16 protein-coding genes and 1 pseudogene are annotated in these 17,702 nt (G+C 68.5%); 9 read left to right on the forward strand and 8 right to left on the reverse strand.

The window, feature by feature from the left end; all coding sequences use genetic code 11:
* Positions 1-357 precede the first annotated feature (357 nt).
* From ACZ5SK_RS45975 to ACZ5SK_RS45985, 3 genes are all read left to right on the forward strand, one after another.
* Entirely contained in the window at positions 358-639 is a 282-nt protein-coding gene (locus ACZ5SK_RS45975; RefSeq protein WP_334581536.1) for a hypothetical protein, read from the forward strand.
* A gap of 229 nt (positions 640-868) precedes the next feature.
* On the forward strand, positions 869-1,249 hold the full coding sequence (locus tag ACZ5SK_RS45980) for a hypothetical protein (protein ID WP_334581535.1): 381 nt from the start codon (positions 869-871) through the stop codon (positions 1,247-1,249).
* Between the two features lie 358 nt (positions 1,250-1,607).
* The gene (locus ACZ5SK_RS45985) at positions 1,608-2,315 is read left to right on the forward strand and encodes a nucleotidyltransferase family protein (protein WP_334583739.1); all 708 of its coding nucleotides are present in this window, start codon (positions 1,608-1,610) and stop codon (positions 2,313-2,315) included.
* Between the two features lie 197 nt (positions 2,316-2,512).
* Here the strand turns inward: ACZ5SK_RS45985 and ACZ5SK_RS45990 are convergent, their stop codons facing one another.
* The 3 genes from ACZ5SK_RS45990 to ACZ5SK_RS46000 form a co-directional block, all read right to left on the reverse strand.
* On the reverse strand, positions 2,513-3,199 hold the full coding sequence (locus tag ACZ5SK_RS45990) for a hypothetical protein (protein ID WP_457496030.1): 687 nt from the start codon (positions 3,197-3,199) through the stop codon (positions 2,513-2,515).
* A 719-nt stretch (positions 3,200-3,918) separates the two neighbouring features.
* Complete coding sequence (locus ACZ5SK_RS45995; protein WP_334581531.1) at positions 3,919-4,647, reverse strand: sulfite exporter TauE/SafE family protein; 729 nt, start codon at positions 4,645-4,647, stop codon at positions 3,919-3,921.
* Between the two features lie 246 nt (positions 4,648-4,893).
* Positions 4,894-5,874, reverse strand: coding sequence for a PIN domain-containing protein (locus ACZ5SK_RS46000; RefSeq protein ID WP_334581530.1), 981 nt, complete (start codon positions 5,872-5,874; stop codon positions 4,894-4,896).
* Between the two features lie 266 nt (positions 5,875-6,140).
* Here ACZ5SK_RS46000 and ACZ5SK_RS46005 point away from each other — a divergent pair.
* The 3 genes and pseudogenes from ACZ5SK_RS46005 to ACZ5SK_RS46015 all read left to right on the forward strand — a co-directional run.
* Positions 6,141-7,082 (forward strand): annotated as a pseudogene (locus ACZ5SK_RS46005) (GAF domain-containing protein); the annotation flags it as partial.
* Between the two features lie 166 nt (positions 7,083-7,248).
* Entirely contained in the window at positions 7,249-7,413 is a 165-nt protein-coding gene (locus tag ACZ5SK_RS46010; protein WP_334581529.1) for a hypothetical protein, read from the forward strand.
* Positions 7,414-7,594: 181 nt separating this feature from the next.
* Positions 7,595-8,353: a GNAT family N-acetyltransferase gene (locus ACZ5SK_RS46015; RefSeq protein WP_334581527.1), complete on the forward strand. Its 759-nt coding sequence runs from the start codon at positions 7,595-7,597 to the stop codon at positions 8,351-8,353.
* Between the two features lie 17 nt (positions 8,354-8,370).
* Here ACZ5SK_RS46015 and ACZ5SK_RS46020 read toward each other — a convergent pair whose 3' ends face one another.
* The 4 genes from ACZ5SK_RS46020 to ACZ5SK_RS46035 form a co-directional block, all read right to left on the reverse strand.
* A complete protein-coding gene (locus ACZ5SK_RS46020; protein WP_334581526.1) occupies positions 8,371-8,955 on the reverse strand; it encodes a DUF6262 family protein in 585 nt (194 codons plus the stop codon).
* The gene (locus ACZ5SK_RS46025) at positions 8,952-11,582 is read right to left on the reverse strand and encodes a tyrosine-type recombinase/integrase (protein ID WP_334581525.1); all 2,631 of its coding nucleotides are present in this window, start codon (positions 11,580-11,582) and stop codon (positions 8,952-8,954) included. Before ACZ5SK_RS46025 ends, ACZ5SK_RS46020 begins: the two co-directional genes overlap by 4 nt.
* Positions 11,579-12,730, reverse strand: a complete 1,152-nt coding sequence (locus tag ACZ5SK_RS46030) for a tyrosine-type recombinase/integrase (RefSeq protein WP_334581524.1) — start codon at positions 12,728-12,730, stop codon at positions 11,579-11,581. Before ACZ5SK_RS46030 ends, ACZ5SK_RS46025 begins: the two co-directional genes overlap by 4 nt.
* 132 nt (positions 12,731-12,862) lie before the next feature.
* Positions 12,863-13,012 carry a hypothetical protein gene (locus ACZ5SK_RS46035; RefSeq protein ID WP_468158879.1) on the reverse strand — a complete coding sequence of 50 codons (150 nt, stop codon included), beginning with the start codon at positions 13,010-13,012 and terminating at the stop codon, positions 12,863-12,865.
* Positions 13,013-13,965: 953 nt separating this feature from the next.
* Between ACZ5SK_RS46035 and ACZ5SK_RS46040 the strand changes: the two genes are divergently transcribed.
* Together ACZ5SK_RS46040 and ACZ5SK_RS46045 are read left to right on the forward strand one after the other, a co-directional pair.
* Complete coding sequence (locus ACZ5SK_RS46040; protein WP_069764791.1) at positions 13,966-15,054, forward strand: homoserine dehydrogenase; 1,089 nt, start codon at positions 13,966-13,968, stop codon at positions 15,052-15,054.
* Entirely contained in the window at positions 15,047-16,477 is a 1,431-nt protein-coding gene (locus ACZ5SK_RS46045; RefSeq protein ID WP_069764792.1) for an aldehyde dehydrogenase family protein, read from the forward strand. Before ACZ5SK_RS46040 ends, ACZ5SK_RS46045 begins: the two co-directional genes overlap by 8 nt.
* 252 nt (positions 16,478-16,729) lie before the next feature.
* Here ACZ5SK_RS46045 and ACZ5SK_RS46050 read toward each other — a convergent pair whose 3' ends face one another.
* Positions 16,730-17,191, reverse strand: coding sequence for an Lrp/AsnC family transcriptional regulator (locus ACZ5SK_RS46050; protein WP_079141225.1), 462 nt, complete (start codon positions 17,189-17,191; stop codon positions 16,730-16,732).
* 258 nt (positions 17,192-17,449) lie between these two features.
* On the opposite strand from ACZ5SK_RS46050, the gene ACZ5SK_RS46055 reads away from it, so the two are divergent.
* Complete coding sequence (locus tag ACZ5SK_RS46055) at positions 17,450-17,674, forward strand: hypothetical protein (RefSeq protein ID WP_176742575.1); 225 nt, start codon at positions 17,450-17,452, stop codon at positions 17,672-17,674.
* The last annotated feature ends 28 nt before the right edge of the window (positions 17,675-17,702 follow it).

Genomic DNA, 17,702 nt, shown 5'->3' on the forward strand with positions numbered 1-17,702 from the left:
CGGCATCGCCCGCCTGCACAACCTCACCCTCGCCGGATAGCAGAGAAACGCAGGCCATCCTGCCCGGCAAAGACCAATTACGGGACAACCCTTAGTGACCGCCTGTTCTCTCGCCCATTGCGAGCTGTTGCTTGCGATGTTAATCGATCACGTTTCATCTGCCGTTCCCGCGTACCAACAGGCTTGGAAACGATCGTGCCTGTTCCTGAAGGGGACATGGTGACTGCTCGGATGATCTGCCGTAAGGACGCGATGGCCCCGCGTCCGCACTCCGGGACGCTTGGACGAATCAACGACACCGTCGCCGAGGCCGTGGCCGGCTGCGCGGGGCAGGCCTCCTCGGATAGATCTTGAGGAATGAGCGAGCACGATTCACTGGGGGCGCAGGACTGGTTCGTGCGGGCCCGGGTCCGCATCCGCGCAGAGCATCACGCCACCTCTCTGGAGCAGAAGCTGAGGATCTTCCGTCCCGGTGAGGAGGTGGAGATGGTGCAGTGGGGGCGGTCGGGCCACGAAGGGGCGCAGGACGCTTGGTGGACCACGAACCACTACATCCCCGGGGCCTACATCGTCCCCGCGGCCAAGGTCGAGGTCCTGGAGGTGCTGGAAGAACGCCGGCCGCCGGCCGCCGGCGCGTAGAAACCGCCCAGTCGCATACCTGCAGCCTTCAACAGCTGCTGCCAGGCTCGCACACACCGCGCACGCCACCAGCGGTGCCACGTCAGATCCGGCCGAGATCAGGCCACGATTCCCAGTGGGTGTGGGCCTGGCCACTTGTCATGTCTGCCGCAGTCTGTCCTGGGTCGCCAAGGTGGCGCACAATCGTCGTGCCAGCCCGGCTTTTTCAGCAAGGGGAGGGAGCGGTCAGGTGCTCTGGTGGACAGCGGCCCTGTGGGGGTTAGCCGGAGCGGCTGCGGTTGAGGGCCTGGCCCTGTACCGCGCGATCCAGCAGGTGAAGGGTTTCCCTTGGCGCAATGAAGGCGAGGTCCCGCTCTCTGCATACCTGGCCTCCGTGGTTATCAGGGCCGGACTGGGCGCTGGCCTGGCCGCCGCCTTCGGCGCCTCCCAGCAGGTCGCCGGCCCGCTGGGCGCTCTCGCGGTCGGCATCGCGGCGCCGAAGATCGTGGAACAGCTCCTCCGGCAAGGCTTGTCCCACCAGACCGTGGAACCGAAGCCCCCAATCGCTGCCGCGAACATGGCCGAGACGACGGCCGACGCGTCCATGCGGGGAGGCTCCGATGCAGCCTGACTCCTTCGGATCCCACCTGCGTATCGCTCTGGCGCGCACCACGCCGGCCTTCCAGCCGGTGCCGCGCCCGGCCCGTCAGGGGTTCATGTGCCAGCTCGTCGACGCCCTTGCACGGCTCACACCCGCTTTCCACACCGGCTCACGGCCGTCTGCTCAGCCACCAGGGCCCGAGCGCAGTTCCCCGACCGAGCCCGAGGCCCGCCCGCAGCCATCTACTAGGCCGCCGGGGCCCGAGCGCACATCGGCTGCCTGGCCTCAGCCCAGTTCAACCCAGCAGGCCCGCACCGCACAGCCCGCCCCGCAGCCCCGACAGCGTTCGAGCCCGGCGGGCGGACTTCCGCCTGTCACCCAAGCTGTCATCCTCGCGGGAGGGCAGGGATCGCGTCTGCGTCCTTATACCGATGACCGGCCCAAGCCGCTGGTTGAGATCCCGGGAACCGGCACTCCGATCATCGGCCATCAGTTGGAATGGCTCGCTGATGAGGGGGTTACCGACGCCGTGATCTCCTTGGGCCATCTTGCGGAAGTAGTAATGGAGTGGCTGGAGACCGCCGACCTGCCGCTGAGCGTCACCACGGTCATTGAGACCGAGCCGCTCGGACGCGGTGGCGGTCTGAAGTATGCCGCCGCGTCGCTGCCACGGCCCGACGAACCCTGGTATGCGCTGAACGGTGATGTCTGGGCGAGGTTCTCCCTGCAGGAGATGGCGCACTTCCACCAGGAGCGAGCCGCGGTCGCCACTCTGGCCCTGGCCCGCCCACGACTGCCCTGGGGCGCCGTGAGGACGGATGGCTTCGGGCGCGTCGTCGATTTCGTCGAGGCACCGCCGTCTCCGTACGAGATCAACGCCGGCGTGTACGTCTTCGCCGCTGGGTTCGCGGACCTGCTGCCCGAGAGAGGAGATCACGAACGTACGACCCTGCCCCGTTTGGCTCGCGAAGGACGCCTTGCGGGTTTCTCACTGTCCCAGGGAATGTATTGGCGGACGCTCGATACGGCCAAGGACCTGACGGAGGCTGCGAAGGAGCTGGCGGCGCTCGGGGCGACGAGGGCCGCCGAGACGTAACCGGCACGGCAAGGTGACTCGCGGACAACAGCTGCGAGACCGCCTGGTTTGGGGCAACTTCGGGCGAACTCGTGCCCAGCCCAGAGGCGTCATCTCCTGCTTGCGGGCCTCCGTCGTGCAGTAGTTCTGCCCGGCCAGGCAGAGCAGCAGCACGCCGGCCGCGCCGATGTCGGAGAAGGTCAGGTGCAGGTCCGCCATCAGTCGGCCCGCCCCGAACGGACGGACGCAGGAGTCGGGCTGTCGGCCTCAGCGGGTGTCTCTGCGAGGGACGTCGCCGTGTCGCTCCACGTGGTCCAGCAGCTCGCCGTGCTGCCAGGTTCACGGCTCCGCTTCGGCGTCGATCTGCCCGGCCCGCCAGCGGGCCAGCAGTTCCCGCCCGGCGAAGATCCGGTCGGCGGCCCGCCGCAACTGGGAGCGCGCGGTGCTGGTGATGCGGTCGAACTCGCCGTGGTGTAGCTGGCGGTGGGCGTGGAGTTGCGCTCCGGGCCCTTGCTGGCCAGCCGCGCCAGGAAGTCCTGCCCGGCGCCGTCGGGTGCGAACCGCAGCACCGAGCGCAGCGTCGGCAGCTCCCTGTTCAGGTTCGGCGTGCCCAGTGCGGCCATCTGAAAGCTCTCCAGGTGGGCGGCTCGAAGCTGCGCCGGATTGGCTGGCGGGCGGTTCAACGAGGCCAGATGCTGTGCGAAACGGCGCAGCATCGCGAAGGCGCTCTTGGCCGAGGACGTCGTCCGGCGCCGCCCGGCCGGGGCAGTCGCCGCTGCGAACGCGGTCGCCAGCCACACCACCAGCTCGCGGGCGACCGGGAAGGCGGCGAAGTCATAGTCGACGGGCGGGCCGCCGTTCTCCGGGAAGAAGCGGACCAGGCACTGTCCGTCGTCGAGGAACAACCTTCGCGGCGCTTGGTATCCGGGTGTCGGCAGCGCAGCCGGGCGCCCCAGAAGCCCGTACGCCCACGAGCTATCGCAACGGCATTGGGCTTACGCGTCCGCTCTTCGTGAAGGAGGAGTGGCTGGAATCGGGGTACTGCCGAGACCGCTTTCCGCTGGAGGGTGTCACAGACTGAGCGCTTCATTTGGCTAGTGGGCATGTGAGTGGTGATCGGAGTGTTCGGTGGCGATGACGTGGATGAGCTGGTCGGCGTAGGCGTCCAGGAGGGGCTTCATCTGCTGGTAGTAGGGCTGCTTGTTGTGCTTGCGCCAGTGGGCGATGTCGTGGCAGATCCGGCTTCATGCCGCTTCGTGCTCAGGGTCGTGGCGAGCCTTTGGAGGGCATGGGGCTGATTGGGTCTCGCCGTGGGTGACTCGGGTCCAGATGTAGGCCGTGACGGCGAGGCGAGCTCGGTTGTCGGAGACTTAGCGGGGATGGCGCCGGCGCTTGCCGGACCCAGCCCGAGGGCCGGCGTTCTGCGAGGATCTGCTGCTCCGTCGACGGGGGGCGGCAACCGGGTCGTGGGGACGTCGTCGTACGAGTCGCCGGGCCCGGCCTTCACGTCGTCCGGTGCTTGTACCCACACCCCGTACCGGGCGGGCTCCACCCCGCCCTGAATGCTGGTGGAGAGGGGGTATTCCGAACCTGCGGTGCCCTGCCGACCGGGGCCTGAGGGTGATCAGCCGCCGGTGATGGCCAGCAGGAATCCGGAGACGATCAGGCCGATCTCGACCACGATGACGAAGACGTGGGCGGGCAGCCGGTTAACGATCTTCTTGCCGACCCAGGCGCCGGCGGTGCTGGCCGGGGCCAGGGCCAGGCCGATGAGCGTGTTGGAAGCGGTCAGCACCGCGGCGGCTCCGAAGACGGCCAGCTTGGTCAGGTGCATCACCACCGCGGAGGCGGCCTCGGTGCCTATGTAGGCGCCTCGCAGCAGGCCGCGGGCGAGGAAGAACGGGGCGACCATCGGGCCGACCGAGCCGACCAGCGCCGAGCCGAACCCGGACGCGGCCCCGACGGCGGCGAACGCGGTGTCGTCCGGGCGGGCGGCGTGCGGTTTCCGGCGCCGCCAGGCAACCATGACCAGCAAGAAGACGCCGATGAGGCGGGTGAGGGCGGGCAGCGGGGCGGTGGCGAACAACAACGCTCCCGCGATGGCGGCCGGGACGGCGCCGATCGCGAAGATGCCGACCAGGCGCCGGTCGACCTCGCGGCGGTTGAACCACACCCGGCTGCCGTTGCTGGCCAGCTGCGCGACGGTCAGCACCGCGACGGCGTCCCGGGTGCCGAGGACGGCGACGAACACCGGCAACAGGAGCACTCCGCCGCCGAACCCGGCCACCGCCGACAGGGCCGCGGTGGCGAACGTGGCCGCGACGATGGCGATGACCTGCAGTGCTTCTCCCATGAGGGGTGATTGTTCCGCCTGGGAGGATCCTCTGGGCAGGCGGGTCGGCCCACCGCAAGCCCTCAAGTGTTGCCAGAACTCACAGACACCGCCCTCCGCCGAAACCGAGCGTTCTCGGCCCTGGGCGACACGTGGTGTCAGGTTCCACCAACGAAACCAAACGTGGCGTGCCCGGCGCCGTCCGCAAGGCGGATCTCGCCGTGCGGAACGGGCGCGGCCATCGCCGTGCAGGGCCTCGATCGAGCATCAGGTCTCATACTGCCCTCTCGCAGCGGGTGGTTCGGCGGTGCTGACGTCCAGAACCGTCACGCCCAGCACGAGCATCGGCTCGACGCTGAGCTCCAGCAGCACCCGCGTCATGATGAACGAGGAGCCGGGACAGGCGTGTTCCTCCCCGCGGGCCCTCCAGCGGATTCGGCTGGGCACCCACAGCCTGTCGTCGATCTGATAGGCCAGAGGTCTGCCGAGCCGGCCGTCAAAGGCCAGGAGGCCCGTGCCGGGCACCGGGAAGTGCGGGGCGAAAGGTCGCACAGGCCCCGTGATCACGGCCCGCACCTGCTGCACAACCGACTCCGACCGCACCAGAAGGTTCAAGTCCTGGGCACTTACCACCACTTTGGTACCCCATCGCTTCAACAGCGCGGGAATGCCGTCCTTCACCAGAGCCAGGAAAAGTGATCTGTCCGTGCCCAGACGCTGTTCTGCTTCTGCACGCAGATCGGGGTGAAACGCGGAGCGCGCGGCGAAGTCCTGGTTACTGGAGAGAAACCAGAGCATCTGGTTCCGGTCTTCGAAAGCGGCGAGCAGGGTCAGCCAGACCACGGTGTCCCGGATGCCGTGGGCTTCGGCCTTGCCGACGTCTCCGTCGACCGATGCGGCTCGGGCGGGGAGACGGCGTTCGGCCACTCGGTCCAAGGCCTCCTCCGCGGCGCCTTCGGGCGTCGGCAGGATCGTGAAGAACGCGTGGAGAGCCTCACGTCGGCGGCGGGCAGCGTCTTCCGGTGAACGCCCTGTCAGCTGCTGGGCGTCGAAGTGGTGGTGCGCGAGGTGTTCGATCGCCACGGTCTGGGGCACCGCGAGGGTGTGCCCGTGCAGGTTGGCCGTCGTGTGCAGCATCCTGAACACGCCCCCGTCAGGGAAGCCGGCCAGTTCAAGCTGGTCGGTGTCGAGGACGATCAGTGCTCCTCGGTCCGTGTCGGGCAGATATGGGTTGGTCATGCGTCCCATCGATCAGATCCCCTTCCATGCCGCAGTCGCGGCCCGTTCTCCACCTTCTGGGTGGACCTGCAATTCATCGTGACCGCCGATCACAGGCCCCCCTGGAATGGCTGCTGCAGCAGATGGGCGGAGCAGGACCGTATGTCGACGTTCCCCGTGGCGTCGCCACACGACATTGCCTGGACAGCGGGCGGCCGTGGCTGGGCAACGTGGCCTCGGAGCAGCTGTTGCAGAAGGTGACCGTAGACCCTGAATGAACCAAGCTCTTCCGTGCGGCTGGTATCCACTCACTTCTCGTCGCCCCTCTGATCACGGCAGGCCGCCCGGTCGGCGTCGTCCTTGTGGGTCGGGCCGGCGCATCGCACCCCTTCAACGACGACGACCTCGAAACGGTCCAGGCGGTGGCCGATCGGGCCGCCGTCTCCATCGACAGCGCGCGCCGCTACAGCTACCAACACACCATGGCGACGGCCCGCTCGACGGTGGCTTCGATCGTCGGGTACACGCTGGTAGCGACTCCCTCCGTTACCCAGCCGGGCGAGTTCTGCCGTTCCTGCCTCCCTGCGGGAATCGGGCCAACGTGTCTGATCCTGCCGTACGGTTCGCCGGCCTCGACGACGGCAGGGGCGACTGGCGTGGAATCCACGAGGGCCTCACGGCCACGTGCAAGGGCGTGGTCGGCGCCACGCGTCACAGGCCCGCCCAGAGCAGAAGCAAGCCCAGCGAGGACCGCTGTCACGATCCACGTGCCTACTCCCGGTAGGGCGACCGCCACAACCAACGCGGCCAGCGATGAGACGGCCGCAGCGATACGCGCCATCAGCCGGCGAGACCCCACAGCTCCCCCCTTCAGTGCCTGTTTTCGATCCCCGGTTTTGGGTGGCTTTGGGGCCTGGGCTGGCTGCGTGTCCGAGGACGCGGGGCGTGCTGGAGAGCGGGTGTGCGACGGCTGCGGTGTACGGCTGAAGCCGGAAGCGCGGCCGAATGCGGTGTACTGCTCCGGGGCCTGTCGTTCCAGGCAGTGGCGCCGGGAACGCCGGCTGCGCAAGCGGGTGGCCGCCGAGTTGAGCGGTGTGGGCCGGGCCGAGTGTCCCGAGTGCGGGGCGACGTGGGTGGCCGGGGTGGACCGGCGGTCGAACGCGGTCTACTGCTCGCGGCGGTGCGTGACGAGGGCCTGGCGGGCCCGGAAAGAAACGTTCGGCGAACGGTCACAGTGACCGCATCGCGAACGCATCCGAACCGCAACTCCGGTCAGATACCGGTCAATTGTGGTCGTTTATTGTTATCTTCACATTTTCGGTCTGACTCTCGGCCCGGGAAGCGGGCCGGGTCTTGGCACGGCCGCGGGGCAGTGCCCCGGTCCCGCGGTGGGTGGTGAATGCCATGCCCGAAGAGATCGAGAGTGCCGACAGGGTCGGTAGTGTCAGCCCGGACCGCTATGCGGAGATCGTGGCCGAGCTGCGGAAACTGGTGGAGACCGCCAGCCGGATCCAGTTCACGGTCGGCGACTACGCGCTTGATCTCTTTACCGACCGCAGGAGCTCGTGAACCGCCTCTGAACTGCGACGATTCATAGACTACATGTCCGCGACGGCGAGTTGGGGGCGCTGTTGTCGCTCGTTCGTGTGGTCATGCCGTGCGCGGAAGCGGGGTGCGCGAGGGTGCCTGGGGCCTCTGTCCCCCTGGTAAATCACTCGTCCAGGGGCGTGGGGCCCGAGACGATACGGCCATGACTAGCGAACGCTTGCTTGACCGGGCCCGGGAGCTGTGGACAGCGTTGGCGGTGAGGCCAGTTGAGTTCTCCTCCTCGGACGGGGCGAACGTTGTGGTCTCTCCTGGCTCGCGGTTGTGTCCGCCGTTGTGGACAGGGATCGTGGTCCTCGGCGGCGCCAGCATCGTCACCGTGCCGAGCGTGCAGGTCGCCAAGCTGATGGCGGGTGCTTCAAGCAAGCTGTCCGATGACGAGCTCGTCGACGAGGACCGCCTGCGTGAGGTGTTGCCCGTCCTCGACGTACTCGGTCCTGCGTCCCTCTTTTATCTCGACCGCGCCAACTTCCTGCCTGCGCAGGGAGGCCTCGCTATCGAGGAGGCGGTGTGCGGCGACAGTGAGCTGGCCGCACTCCTGGCCCGTGCCGGTGAAGAGGACGCCGGCGAAAGCGGTTTGGAGGACATCACCTCGCCCGCATTCGTTGTCCGCGAGAGTGACGACGTGGTTGCCGTCGCCGGCTATCAGGCTTGGCCGCAGTCGGTGGCTCACCTGAGTGTGCTCGTTGCGCCGGGTCATCGAGGCCGAGGGCTGGCGCGGGTCGTGGCGTCTGCGGCGGTGGTGCATGCACTTGACGCCGGGCTGCTTCCGCAATGGAGAGCACGGCCGCATCCGTCAAGGCGTGTGGCACGTGCGCTGGGCTTCCAGGAGCTCGGTTCCCAGCTCAGTGTCCGCCTGGGCGACGCGGTCTCACCGGCCACGGCCGGTGAGACCGCCGTCTGAACTCGGCCCGAGGCGAATCAGTGCACCGTTGAGTCGGCGATCTGGGCTTCGAGGTCGGCCATGCGCCGGTCTTGGAAGCGGACGTTGGATCGAGCGGCCTTGAGCCGCTCGTCGAGCGTTCGGTTCTCGGCAGTCAGCTGGCGGACCCGCTGCTTGAGGGTGATGTTCTCGGTGGTGATCCGCTGGATGCTCTCCTCGGTCCACTCACTCTCCAAGTCGCGGACCTGGCCGAGGAGTTCACCGATTCGAGTCCGCTGGGCAAGGATCTCGGCGCGGGCGGCCTTGAGGGCGTCCTCGGCATTCAGCGCGCGTTGGCGCCAGGTCGCCTCGTGTTCGGTGACCTGATCGGCGAGGGTCTGGGCCCGCCGAGCGCCAGCCTCGGTCATCGCTGCGGAGACTGCGGCTCTGACCTCCGCGTTGTCGTAGAGGAAGGTGCGGGAGACATTCGCGCGGCGGGCGACGGCGGCGACGCTGATCTGGGCTTTCTCGCGGCGGAGCCGGGTGAGGGCTTCGTGGACGCGTTCGACGGCGGCCTTGGTGCTGCGGCGGCGGGCCGCTAGGGCGGCGGTCGTGCGCGGTTCGGGGATGGCGGCGGTGTTCATGCGCATACTTCTTCGTCGTCGATGGTGTCTTCGTCGCCGTACGCGTTCTGCTCGGCAGTCGCCGTGTCCGCGAGGTCTGTCGCCCGGAAGGCGGTGGACCACATGCGGTGGAAGTAGTCCTGCGGCCTGCGCAGGTCGAGTGCGAGGGCGTCTTCCAGGAGTCCGAGTCCGGCCAGAGCCTTCTCCAGGCCGTCGATGGCGCGCGCGGTCGGTTCGAAGACCTGGTGAAGGTAGTCGGCGGTGGTGTCGTCCGGGGCCCGCTCCGCGATGGACATCCACTGTTCGCGCTTGCGGCGCCAGTAGAGCAGGTCGGCGCCGGACATCACAAACTTGTCGCAGCTGTGGCAGTTCAGGTCCCAAGGACAGGCTCCGCCGTCGACCACGGACTGGAAGGTGCAAAATCCGCCCTCGGCCGGGGTGCTGCGGCGGGTGAGATCCATGGCCAGGGCCTCGGCCTGGCGCCGGTCGAGCGGGGTGGTGCAGGAGGACAACACCTCGCCGGGACGGGCGGTTCCCGGTCCTGCGACCCAGACGTGCTGCAGCACGTCCTCGATCTCGGAGACGGCGACCTTGGCGTAATGCTCGGCCATTCGGTTCGAGATGTGCCCGAGGAACCGCTTGATGTGGTGCAGTCCCGCGCCGTTGGCCAGCAGCTTGGTCGCCAGAGTGTGACGAGCCTGGTGGGTGACGCACGAACCCAAGTCGAGTTCGGACACCCAGTCGTGGAAGGCGGCCCCATACCACCCGTAGCTGACGGACCGTTCAAAGCCGGGGTTGTGCTTCGGAGCGGGGAAGAGGGCCATCCGGGCCCGCTCCGGTGCGGTGGTCGGCCGGCCGAATCGGCCTTCGAAGCGGGCCAGGGTCTTGCGCTGACGCTCGCGGATCCGCTGGAAGGTGTACTCGGGGATGCGGACGGCCTGATCGTAGTTGCCGACCTTGGTCTGGTCGTGCCAGAGCATGGGGAGCTTGTTGTAGCGGCCGACGCAGTCGAGCCTCAGCTTGATCACTTCGCTGGCCCGCCGCCCGGTCACGATGATCGTCTCCCAGATATCGCGCAGGCCTCGGTCGTCGGGATCGTGGGTGCCGGCGAACCGCTGGAGGTTGTCCTCGTCGGCCAAGGCCCGTGCGACTTCGTCAGTAAACGGGCTGCGGGTCCGGTGGCGTCCGGTGCCCATCGGCGGGAAAGCCGTGACGAACTCCCGGTCCAGGCCCGTCCGGTCGGCTGCCCCGCTCTCCAGAGCCCACCGCATAATCTTTCGAGCGTGGCTGAAGATGAAGTGCAGGGTCGTCTCGGTGACGGTACTGGGCTTGCCGTTCTTCAAGCGCACAGCCAGCGACGGCAGTTGGTTGCGGGCCCGGTGGCGCTGGTCGGCCAGGAACCGGTGGACGTGCTCGGCTTGCAGGAGGGCCGGATCGTGTCCTCCGCCCTCCGCACCGATCTCCAGGAATCCGCTCAGCTCCAGGCAGGCTCTCCGCGTGTCGTCGTAGGGTCCCTTGGTGCGTGGGCTGCCCGGGGTCCGCAACAGGTGGGCGAAGTGGTCCCAGAGCAGGTCACGCAGCCAACGTTGGGACACCCCCGTCAGGTCGTAGTGGCTGTAGAGGCCGCGGATGCTCGGGCCGAAGTGATCGAGTTCGAGATAACCGGCCTCCCTCGTTTCCGACGGCGTCACGTAGACCACTCGCAGAGACCGCAGCATCACCTGAGCAAGGCCCCGGGACCGGCGCGGCAGGCAGTCCAGGTCGAGGTCGGTCAGGGTCTCCAGCGTCCGGCAGGAGTTCACCAGGCTCTGGATCGCGAACGGCGACCAGCGGGTGCGGACCACGGTGTCCTGGACGCGGGCGAACAGCGCCCACTGGAACTCTGCCCTGACCAGTGGGTGCAGGCCGAGCAGATTGATCTCGCCGATCCGCGGCATCGGGTCGGCCGAGCGGCACCACTGACGGAACGCCTGTTGGTCGTCACAGCGGACAGCGACCGACGACGGGTCCTCCTCCCAGGCGCGGACCCAGTTCCTCCCGAGCTCAAGTTCGGCCCCTCCGGGACGGCCGTCCCGGGCATAGCGCTGGTCGTGGTTGGGACATAGCCCCAACGGCGAGAGCGCACCGTCACGACAGGAGGCAACCATGCAGAGACCGAAACCCGCATAGGGCGCCTCGTTGCTCAGCCACTCCTCGAGGTCGAACGTGGCGCCCTGGGCTTGTGCCCGGGCGGCGGCCCGGCGCCAGCGGCTGTCGTGTCGGTGGCAAAGCCGGTTCTTGTGACCCATGGGAATGCGCTGACACCCGGCGACCCGGCAAGGGCAGGGGCTCTCGGCCCGGGTCGGCGACAGAGGCTTGGCGGTCCGGAGGAACTCGGCGCGGTCAGCCTCGTCGCCGCCCCGGGCACTCCACTCCGTGCGATGGGTGTCACAGAGGTCGCTGGTGCCGTGCCCGGCCCGCTGACACTGCGGGACCCGGCATCTCCAGCCGAGGACCGGATGCTCAGCGGGCACTTCGATGACGTCGGCCCGCAGGAACGGATCGAAACACGGCCCGTCGATCAGGGCGGTCAGGATCTCCAGCCGGTCGCGGGACTCGCGGCCATCCGGTCCGGGAAGCAGTCGCAAGCCCGCGTGTGCCATCGTCATGCCTGCTCACCCCAGACCTTGCGCAGGGCCGCGTCGAAGGCCGGGTCGTGGATGTCGACGTGCCCGTAGATCTCATCGGGGGTGCTGGTGGAGGCCCAGCCGCCCGCGTCTCGGGTGATCAGGAGGTTGCCGCGGGCGGCGTCGAGGACCGCGGAGGCGAACTCGTGCCGGAAGGCGTGGGGTTTCACCTTGCCCAGGCCGGCGCGGGCCGCGGCCCGGCCGATCATCCGGCGGGCTCCGACCGTCGCCCACGGCTGTCCTTGCTGCGGACCGTGGAGCTGGACCAGCAGCATGCCGTGCCCTGGATCCTTGGGGTACTCGCACGTGAGGTACTCGAAGTAGGTGTGGATCATGTGCGGGCTGACGCGTTTGATCAACCCGCCGGTGACGACTCCGTTCTCCACGGACCAGGGGTACTTGGTCTTTGCCCGGGCCCGGTTCGGGTTCGCCTCGCGGTGGCAGATGTGGACGTGCGGGGCCCGGCAGTCCCCGCAGGCCGCCTTCTCGCGAAGATGCAGATCAACGAGGTGCAGTCCGCACATCTCTCCGATGCGGAAGCCACCGTCGGTCAGCCAGCTCACCAGCATGCGGTCCCGGGCGGCGTTCACCTCGGCCAGCAGCCGGTCTTTCGCGCCTTCGGGGAGCATCTTCGGGTGCCGTCGCCGAACCCGCCGTGGCGCCAGCGGGTTCGCCGGCAGGCCGCGAGTGGCATGCCCGAGCAGAGCGCGGTTGCGGTCGGCCCGGGTCGGCAGCCGCGAGACGTTGAGGGCCGAGCCCAAGTTCGGGTTGACGCCCAGCGCGGCCAACTGCAGGTAGAACCCCTTCAGGCAGGCGGCCGCGGTCGAGAGCGCGGCTTGTCCGTAGGGGCGTTTGCCGAGACGCCACGGCTCCCCGAGCGGAAGCCGAACCTCGGCGCCGACGAGGCCCATGTAGCGGTCCAGGTCCAGTAGCACCACCGCGTCAAAGCCGAGACACTCACGCTCCAGCCAGCGCAGATGATCCACCAGCAGGTACGCGTACGTCCGCTGCGTGCCCGAGCCCTCGTACTCACGCAGGAACCGGTCCGCCTCCTCATGAACAGTGCCTTCGGGCCACACGATCGTCCACGACCGCCGCCCGTCCTTCCGATCGATCTGCTGGACCCTCAAGTCCCCAATGACCACGTGCCGTACCACTCGTCCTCCGTACCGACCCCAGAACATGACAGACGTTCCGGACCCGGTCGGTAAACGAGCCCGCGACGTCTACGTCACAGGCACAGACGGACATCACGGGCAGCACTATCTGCGGTCGGTAAAGATCTCCAGCGCCATGTCGCCCAGGGCGAACTGCGCGCGGGCGACCTGCGCGATCAGGTCCTTCGCCTGGGTGACGAGCTGTTCGTAACGCTGCCGGGTGACGTTCCCGATCCGGTCGCTCACGTCGGTCATGACGGCCACCGCCCTCACCCGGGCCCGGCTCGGCCACCACAACGTGACCGGTCAATGGGGCGCCGGCCCCGGTCACCGCCCACCGTGACGCGGGCGCGACACGCCGGGACAGAGCGTGAACCGGGGGCGCTCGAAGCACTCGATGGTCTCCGTCAACTACCCTGACAAACAACGGGTGTTCGAGGTGCCCGCGAGGCGTTCGGCTATGGCGTTTCCGTAACGCCGTTCCGTGACGCCCGCTGACGACAAGCCCGTACCCGGCAACGGTCCGAGCAATACACCGCCGCCCTCGACCGCTCCACCCCCACTGTCCAGGACCGGCCGCACACCGGGCACTCAGCCTGCTCACCCCGCTGCATCGCTATAACCCGTTCACGGGTCTGCTGTCGTCTCCGCCACCGCCGTGACCTGCACCGACCCGAACAGAACACCGCCTCTGCCGCCATCGTCTGCGACAGCGGATCACCACACTCCCGGCAGTACCGCCGAGCCGTCCCGCCAGCCCCCACACGCCAGATCATCCAGCCGAACACACCTCACGGCCAGGGATCAAAAACACCTACTCAGCTGCAGCCGCTTCGAGTAGCCAGTCCGGGCAGGTGGCGCCGCACCGCCGCCGTGAAGGTCTCCAGTTCCTCCGGTGCGACGGTCCGGTTCAGCCGGTTCGGGTCGTCCACGGGCTTGTGGTGGGGCTGGGGCAGGCGTCCCGGAGGGGAGTCAAGAGGCTGCCGGACGGAAAACTCCGAGATCAACGGCGGGAAACTGACTGGAGATGAAGCACCGATAGGGGCCGCGATCGTGTCGCCGGACGCGGGGTGAGCGAATCGTCATCACAACGGTGCAGATCGGCATGCCGGGTGGTCGTTGCGCCATGGAGCAGGGGACAGACCGGACAGCGAGGCTCTGAGCAGCCGCACTGTGAAGGGTGCGGCGGACTGTGAAGGAGCTTTCACATGGGCCGATACGATCTCGCCCTCATCGGATTCGGCGGCGTCAATCGCGCGCTTGCCGAGCTCATATCCCAGAGCGGGGAGCGCCTGGCCAAGGAGCTGGGCTTCGCCCTGCGGGTGGTGGCGATCACCGATCTGCGGGCCGGTTCCCTGGTGGACACCGACGGCATCGATCTGGCGCCGCTGCTGGCCGCCGCGCCCGGGGAGCTGAGCTTCTCGGGCCTGCCGGGCGGAAGCGCTGATCCGCGCAACGAGTGGGTAATCCGCGAGGTCCCGGCCGACATCGTCATGGAGGCGACGTTCACCAACCCCACCGACGGCGAGCCCGCCCTCTCCCATGTGCGCTGGGCCCTGGAATCGGGCAAGCACGTGTGCACCACCAACAAGGGACCGGTCGCACTCGCCGGCCGCGCGCTGAAGCAGCTGGCTGCCGAGCGTGGTGTCAGCTTCGAGTTCGAGGGCTCGGTACTCAGCGGCACCCCCATCCTGCGCACCGCCGAGCGCATGTTCGCCGGCCTTCAAATCACAGGTGTCCAGGGCATCATGAACGGCACTTCGAACTACATCCTCGGCCGCCTCGAAGAGGGCATCGAGCTTTCGGCGGCCGTCGCCGAGGCCCAGGAGCTCGGGTACGCCGAAGCCGATCCCACTGCGGACATTGAGGGCCACGACGTCCAGCTCAAGGTCATGATCCTGGCCAACGAGGTCCTCGGCGCTGACGTACGCCGCGAGGACGTCTTCTGCGAGGGCATCTTGGCGATCACCCCCCACGAGGTGCGGGACGCCGCCTCGAAGGGGCTGCGCTGGAAGCTGGTCGGCTCCGCCACCCGCCACGAGGACGGCAGCGTCGATGCCCGCGTCGCCCCGCTCGCCCTGCCCGCCCAGCACCCGCTCGCGGGGATCTCCGGCCCGGTCAACGCAGTCGCCTTCCACACCGACCTCATCGGCACCGTCACGGTCTCCGGGCCGGGCGCTGGCCGCATCGAGACCGCCTACGCCCTGCTGTCGGACATCATCGCCATCCACCAGCGCCACGCGGACGACGACACCGCCCCTACGCGTCCCGCTCTCCAGGAGACTCACCGTGTCTGACACCGCCGTGCCCCCCAGCATCGAACTCGGCACCGACACGAGGCCCGTGCACAACCCCTACACCGGCGAGGTCATCGCCTCGGTGCCCACGGTCGACGCAGGCGCCGTCGGCAGCATCCTTCAGCAGGCCAGGTGCGGGCGCCGCACCGCGGCCGCGCTGTCCCGCGCCTCCAGGGCCGCGGTCCTGGAACGCGCCGCCCGCCTGATCCAGCGGCGCGCCGAGCCCTTCGCCCAGCTGATCGTCAGCGAGGCCGGCAAGACCATCACCCAGGCCCGCAAGGAGGTCGCCCGCGCGGTCAACACCCTGTCCTTGTCCGCGGCCGAAGCGCGGCGCAACGCCGGCGAGGTCATCCCCTTCGACTCCTACGAGGGCTCGGAGAAACGGCAGGGCTGGTTCACCCATGAACCGCTGGGCATCATCGCCGCCATCACTCCCTTCAACGACCCCCTCAACCTGGTCGCCCACAAGCTCGGCCCGGCCATCGCCGGCGGCAACGCGATCATCCTCAAACCGTCCGCGCTGACGCCGCTGTCCGCGCTGCGCCTGGTCGACACCCTCATCGAGGCCGGCCTGCCCGAGGAGATCGTCACCGTCGTCAACGGCAATGCCGACATCGGCGCCGCGATCGTCGCCGCCCCCGACGTGCGCATGGTGTCCTTCACCGGCGGATTCGCCACTGGCGAGGCCATCTCCCGCACGGCCGGCCTGAAAAAGCTCGCCATGGACCTGGGCGGCAACGCCCCGGTCATCGTCATGGACGACGCCGACCTGGACGAGGCCGTGGCCTCCTGTGTCTCCGGCGCGTTCTGGGCCGCGGGCCAGAACTGCATCGGCACCCAGCGGATCCTGATCGCCCACGAGGTCTACGAGCCCTTCCGCGACGCCTTCGTCGCCCGCACCAAACTGCTGCGCGTCGGCGACCCCCTCGACGAGCGCACCGACATCGGCCCCATGATCACCCAGGAGGCCGCGGCCGCCACCCGGGCCAAGGTCGACACGGCGGTGGCCGAGGGCGCGGTGCTGCTGTGCGGCAACCACACCACCGGCTCCCTGTACGCGCCGACCGTCCTGGAAGACGTCCCGGCCACCTGCTCGATCTGGCAGGAGGAGGTGTTCGCCCCGGTCGTCGTCCTGCAGCCGTTCGCGTCCTTCGAGGACGCCATCGAGCGGGCCAACGCCATCGACTACAGCCTCCACGCGGCCATCTTCACCTCGCGCCTGGACCGCGCCCTGAACGCGGCCCGGCTGCTGGAAGCCGGCGGAGTCATGATCAACGACTCGTCCGACTACCGCTTCGACGCCATGCCGTTCGGCGGATTCAAGTACGGCAGCATGGGCCGCGAAGGCGTGCGCTTCGCCTTCGAGGAGATGACCCAGCCCAAGGTCGTCTGCGTCAACCACATCAGTGAGGTGGTCCAATGACCGCCTTCCGCGACGAGCGCGACTTTCTGGACAGTGGCGCGACCTGCAGGAGCGGTTCGGACCATGGACGACCGGTTACTGCGAGGAAGCACCTGGCCTGCAGGCCGCCCTATCAGTGGGCTCGGTGACTGCCCTGACCCCGCACATCGCGGCCGCCGCCTGGGTTGTGAAGAGGCCCTCGCGACGGAACGGACGTGGTGGACCTCGTGGTCCAGGGCGGGCTGCTCGGCCGGGAGCAGGCCACCGCGCTGCTCACCCCGCTGCCACCGGACCCTGCTCTTCTCGCGGGCGGTTGACCACCCTGGACAGGGTGAGCGCCGTGACCGTGTCCCGTACGCCGGGCATCTGGGCGATGTCCTCCCAGATGCCCCGGATGCGTTCCAGCGAGGCCGCCTCCAGGCGCACCATGATGTCGAAGTCGCCGCTGAGGATCTCGCAGATGACGACCTCCGGAATGCGCTTGAGCGCGGCCAGGACATCACCACCGCGCATACGGTCCTGGCGGTAGACGAGTACGAGCGCGGAGACGACATCACCGGTGTCGCCACCGGCGCGGACGATGGTGTAGCCGGCGATGTGGCCCTGGCGCTCCAGCCGTTCGATGCGCTGGCGCACCGCGTTGCGGGACAGCAGCACTTTGCTGGCCAGTTCGGAATGCGAGATGCGGGCGTTGCGGGTCAGCTCGGCGATGATCTTTTCGTCGATGGCGTCCACGGTGGACCGTCTCCTTCGCGAATCGGACGAGGTTGCAAACCCCCACGGCACGCGGAGCGCAGGCGTGCCACAGACCGTGATGCGGCGCGGCGGCGACACCCGTCCGAGGTCGTTCCGGCTCGGCGGGGAGCTGGTGCTTCGGAAGGCCCGACCTTACTAACTTCGGCGTCTTGGGGCTGAGCAGGCGGTGGGTTCCGCGCTACCGGGGAACCCACCGCGATCCCCCCCCATCGCCGGGCCTATCCTGCCGCTGACCGCCTGCCGGTCGCTGACGAGCTGCACGGCCAGCGCGTTCCTGACCCCTACCGGTGGCTGGAGGCCGACGAGGACGAGGCATGTGAGAGGTGGCTGGCAGAACAGGACCGGTTGTTCGCCGCGCACGCACGGTCCTGGTCCAAACGACGAGCGCCCGGCGAACGTCATGGCAGCGGCGCAAGTCAACCTCCGATGAAGCGCCCACCCGGCACCCGGACGCAGCCGTAGTGCAGGCAAGACGATGTCGGCCCACCGA

Source organism: Streptomyces sp. NPDC031474, from assembly GCF_055581185.1.

Bases quoted from the DNA above. Each gene is read 5' to 3' on its own strand.
- ACZ5SK_RS45975 (WP_334581536.1), top strand. From the start codon at position 358: ATGAGCGAGCACGATTCACTGGGGGCGCAGGACTGGTTCGTGCGGGCC.
- ACZ5SK_RS45995 (WP_334581531.1), bottom strand. From the start codon at position 4,647: ATGGGAGAAGCACTGCAGGTCATCGCCATCGTCGCGGCCACGTTCGCC.
- ACZ5SK_RS46000 (WP_334581530.1), bottom strand. From the start codon at position 5,874: ATGGGACGCATGACCAACCCATATCTGCCCGACACGGACCGAGGAGCA.
- ACZ5SK_RS46010 (WP_334581529.1), top strand. From the start codon at position 7,249: ATGCCCGAAGAGATCGAGAGTGCCGACAGGGTCGGTAGTGTCAGCCCG.
- ACZ5SK_RS46015 (WP_334581527.1), top strand. From the start codon at position 7,595: ATGACTAGCGAACGCTTGCTTGACCGGGCCCGGGAGCTGTGGACAGCG.
- ACZ5SK_RS46020 (WP_334581526.1), bottom strand. From the start codon at position 8,955: ATGAACACCGCCGCCATCCCCGAACCGCGCACGACCGCCGCCCTAGCG.
- ACZ5SK_RS46025 (WP_334581525.1), bottom strand. From the start codon at position 11,582: ATGACGATGGCACACGCGGGCTTGCGACTGCTTCCCGGACCGGATGGC.
- ACZ5SK_RS46035 (WP_468158879.1), bottom strand. From the start codon at position 13,012: ATGACCGACGTGAGCGACCGGATCGGGAACGTCACCCGGCAGCGTTAC.
- ACZ5SK_RS46040 (WP_069764791.1), top strand. From the start codon at position 13,966: ATGGGCCGATACGATCTCGCCCTCATCGGATTCGGCGGCGTCAATCGC.